General features: G+C 75.5%; 6 protein-coding genes. 2 read left to right on the forward strand and 4 right to left on the reverse strand.

All coding sequences use genetic code 11. The features are described from left to right. Positions 1-184 precede the first annotated feature (184 nt). Complete coding sequence (locus QZX64_RS15755; RefSeq protein ID WP_295661648.1) at positions 185-571, reverse strand: DUF2237 family protein; 387 nt, start codon at positions 569-571, stop codon at positions 185-187. A 54-nt stretch (positions 572-625) separates the two neighbouring features. On the opposite strand from QZX64_RS15755, the gene QZX64_RS15760 reads away from it, so the two are divergent. After that, complete coding sequence (locus QZX64_RS15760) at positions 626-1,393, forward strand: cyclase family protein (protein WP_295661651.1); 768 nt, start codon at positions 626-628, stop codon at positions 1,391-1,393. Next, positions 1,390-1,809, forward strand: a complete 420-nt coding sequence (locus QZX64_RS15765; RefSeq protein ID WP_295661654.1) for a MarR family winged helix-turn-helix transcriptional regulator — start codon at positions 1,390-1,392, stop codon at positions 1,807-1,809. The genes QZX64_RS15760 and QZX64_RS15765 overlap by 4 nt, the downstream gene beginning before the upstream one ends. Here the strand turns inward: QZX64_RS15765 and QZX64_RS15770 are convergent. The 3 genes from QZX64_RS15770 to QZX64_RS15780 form a co-directional block, all read right to left on the reverse strand. Beyond that, positions 1,806-2,777, reverse strand: coding sequence for an NAD(P)-dependent alcohol dehydrogenase (locus tag QZX64_RS15770; RefSeq protein ID WP_295661656.1), 972 nt, complete (start codon positions 2,775-2,777; stop codon positions 1,806-1,808). The two genes, QZX64_RS15765 and QZX64_RS15770, sit on opposite strands and share 4 nt — an antisense overlap. 5 nt (positions 2,778-2,782) lie before the next feature. Beyond that, positions 2,783-3,229 carry an NAD(P)-dependent oxidoreductase gene (locus QZX64_RS15775; protein WP_295661659.1) on the reverse strand — a complete coding sequence of 149 codons (447 nt, stop codon included), beginning with the start codon at positions 3,227-3,229 and terminating at the stop codon, positions 2,783-2,785. A 66-nt stretch (positions 3,230-3,295) separates the two neighbouring features. After that, a complete protein-coding gene (locus QZX64_RS15780) occupies positions 3,296-3,694 on the reverse strand; it encodes a pilus assembly protein CpaE (RefSeq protein WP_295661661.1) in 399 nt (132 codons plus the stop codon). Positions 3,695-3,731 lie beyond the last annotated feature (37 nt).

The raw sequence follows: 3,731 nt of genomic DNA on the forward strand, positions 1-3,731 counted from the left end.
CGGTTGCCGACGGTCTCGTCGAGCACGGAGCCGAGCAGGATCGTGCGTTGGTCGAGCAGGCGACGAGCCAGGTCGTCGTCGAGCCGGGTGGTGGGGGTGTCGGTCATGGCCCTACGGTGGCAGCGCGCGGGAGGCCGCAGAAGGGCGCGCTGCTCCGAGCGGATCCGCCCTGGGCAGCACGGGCTCAGAGCTGCGAGAGGTCCGGCGGCACGTCGACGGCGTGCTGCTCCAGCGCCTCCAGGGGCACGACGGCGAGCACCGCCTCGTGCGTCGAGGCGAGCACCACCGGGGCGGGCGACCCGTCGGCGTAGGCCTGGAGCCACCGGACCGCGACGACGCACCACCGATCCCCCGGCACCAGACCGGCGAACCCCCATTCCGGACGCGGGGTGACGAGGTCGTTGCCGATCGACTGCTGGTGGTCGAGGAACTGAGCCGTCACCACGGTGCAGATGCCGTGGACGCCGACGTCCTCCGGTCCGACCGTGCACGTGCCGTCCCGGTAGAAGCCGGTCACCGGGTCGGTGCTGCAGGGCTCGAGCAGGCCGCCGAGGACGTTGCGTTCGGTCACCGGTCAAGCGTCTCATCCCGGCGCGCGGACGCCCCGGCGGCTAGCATCCGGCGGGTGGCCGACAACGCACCCCTCGCCGACGTCCTGGACCGTCTCCGCTCGTGCGAGTGGGTGGACCTGACCCACTCCTTCGCGCCGGGCATCCCGCACTACCCCGCGTTCCCGGACGAGGAGCGGGAGACGATCTTCCACTTCGACGAGGGGGTGGGCTCGACCGGGACGGGCTTCCTGGCCCACCGCTACAGCCACATCGGCCAGTGGGGCACCCACGTCGACCCGCCGGCGCACTTCGCCCGCGGCGGCCGCTTCCTCGACGAGATCCCGGTGACCGAGATGGTGCTGCCGCTGGTGGTGGTGGACGTGCGCGAGCAGGTGGCGGCCGACGTCGACCACGCGGTCACCGTGGCCGACCTCGAGGCGCACGAGCAGGAGCACGGCCCCGTCCCGCCGGGTGCCTTCGTCGCGATCCTCACCGGGTGGTCCGACCGCTGGCCGGACGGCGAGGCGGTCGCCAACCGGGACGCCGACGGCACGGCGCACTACCCGGGGTGGAGCGTGGAGGCCCTGCGCTTCCTCGTCGAGGAGCGCGAGGTCACCGCGGTCGGGCACGACACCACCGACACCGACCCCGGCGTGGTCGTGGCAGGCGGCTCGGCGCCCGCTGAGACCTACGTGCTCGGCGCCGACAGGTGGCAGATCGAGATGCTCGCCGGCCTCGACCGGGTCCCGGCCACCGGTGCCCTGGTCGTCGCGACGTGGCCCAAGCCGCAGGAGGGGTCGGGCTTCCCGGCGCGGGTCTTCGCGCTGGTCGACCGGGCGTGAGCGACCAGCCGCTGGCGCTGCTGCTCCTGCGGGCGAGCCGCTGGTTCGACCGTCGGCTGCTCGACCGGCTCGAGGAGCTCGGGTGGCCGCGGCTGACCTCCGCCCAGTCGCTGGTGTTCCCGCACCTGGGGGGCGACGGCATCTCCCCGGCCGCGCTCGCGCGGGCGCTGGGCGCCACCCGCCAGTCGACGCAGGAGCTGGTGGCCGGGCTGGTGCGCCTCGGCCTCGCCGAGGTGGTCGACGACCCCGCCACGAAGCGGGGCCGGCTGGTCGTGCTGACGAGCCGGGGGCGTGACCTGGCCTCCGCTGCCCGGGGCGTGCTCGGCGACCTCGAGGCGGAGCTGGGCGCGACGCGGGGCGCGCAGCTGCGCGACCTCCTCGAGAGCGTCCTGGACGACGGGACGGCCGGGCGCTAGCCGAGTGTGAGGACCACCTTGCCGCGCACCTCGCGCTCGGCGTGCTCGTGCGCCTCCCGCGCCGCCTCCAGCGGGTACGTCGCGTCGACCGGCACCCGCAGCCGGCCCGCATCGACCAGGGCGGCCAGCCGGGTGAGGTCCTGGGACCGGGCAGTCGTCATCACGGCCGTCACCCCGCGGTGACGGGCGTCCACCCCAGCGGGCAGCCGGCGCGCCAGGGCCCCACGCACGGCGTCCAGGGACAGCGGTCGGACCGACACCAGCCGGCCGTCGGGCACGAGCAGGTGGCCCACGCCGGCGAAGCCCTGGACCCCGGCGGCGTCCAGCACCACGTCGTACCTGTCGCCGAGGGTGGAGACGTCGGTCTGCCGGCGGTCGACCACCTCGTCGGCGCCGAGGTCGCGCAGGTGGGCGTGCTTCGCGGCCCGGGCGACCCCCGTGACGTGCGCACCGAGGTCCTTGGCGAGCTGGACGGCGTACGACCCGATGCCGCCCGAGGCGCCGAGCACCAGGACGCGGGCGCCGCGGGGACGCTGCTGGAGGTGCCCGCAGCCCTGGAGGGCCTGCAGGGCGGTGAGGCCGGCGAGCGGGATGGCGGCGGCGGTGGTCGTCTCGACGGTGCGTGGGCAGAGCGCGGCGCGCGACTGCCGTACGACGACGCGCTCGGCCTGCGCGCCGCCGCCGTGGCCGAGCAGGGCCATCACCCGGTCGCCGCGTCCGAAGGCCGTGACGCCGGGGCCCGTGTCGACGACGACGCCCGCGAGGTCGAAGCCGGGGGTGAACGGCAGCCGTCCCCAGGTGGCCACCGCCGGGAGGTCGCCGCGGCGCAGGCCGAGGTCGGTGCCGTTGATGCTGGAGGCGGCCACCTCGACCAGGAGCTCGTCGCCCCGCGGCGGACGGGGCCCGGCGACCTCGTCGACCTGCAGCACGGAGGGGTCGCCGTGGGCGTGGAACCGGAGCGCTCGCACCCGGGTCAGCCGCGGACCGTGGAGATGAAGGGCGACGCGCGCACCCACTGGCCCGCGTCGGCGGCGAGGTCGAGCATCGCCTCGGCGACGTCGCCCCGCGTCACCGGCGACGCGATCAGGCCGGGCGCGTCGTCACCGAGGCGCCACCGGCCCGTGGGGCCGCCGTCGCTCAGCCGCGGGGGGCGGACCTCGGTCCAGACGAGGTCGCTGGCAGCGAGGACGCGGTGCTCGGCCTCCTTGTCGCCGACCAACGCTCCCGCGAGGCGGTGGGTGAGCGCGGAGACGAACCGGGCTCCGAGGCCCTTGCGGTCGCCGGGCAGGTCGACACCCGCGCCCGACACGCTCACGAGACGCGTCACGCCGTGCGACCGGGCGGCGGCGACCACGTGCGGCAGGGCCGCGCTGCCGACGCCTGGACCGGAGGTGCGACCGCCCAGGGCCACGATCCGCATGTGCTTCCTCCGTTGTCAGGTTCCCTGACAGCGTACGGAGGCCGCCCAACCGGTGGATCGTCCGGCTCAGCCCCCCAGCAGCGCCCGCGCGTAGGCGCCCTCGACGTCGACGTCGGCGTGCCGCTCGCCGTCGGTGGTGACGACCACGAAGCCCTCGGTCGGAGCGGGGACGCGCTCGAGGCGCTCGAACCGGTCGCCCAGCGCCGCGCGCAGCTGGTGCTCCCAAGGCAGCCACACCACCTCGCGGGCCTCCACGGTGTCCAGCGCCCACTCCGTGGTGCCGTTGAAGCGGATCAGGGTGCCGGTGGGGTACTCCGCCACCTCGATGGTCATCTCGGCGACCACGAAGACCTGGTCGAGACCGCGGTCGGGCAGGATGAAGCGGTCACCCGACCCGGGCTGCCACGGATGCCCGGCGGCCGCCAGGCGTGCTCCGACGCGGCGGGCGAGCTCGAGGGTGATCACGGCTGCTCAGCCGTCGTGGGCGGAGGAGTCGACGTCG

Origin of the sequence: uncultured Nocardioides sp., from assembly GCF_902805925.1 — a bacterium.
Lineage (GTDB): Bacteria > Actinomycetota > Actinomycetes > Propionibacteriales > Nocardioidaceae > Nocardioides.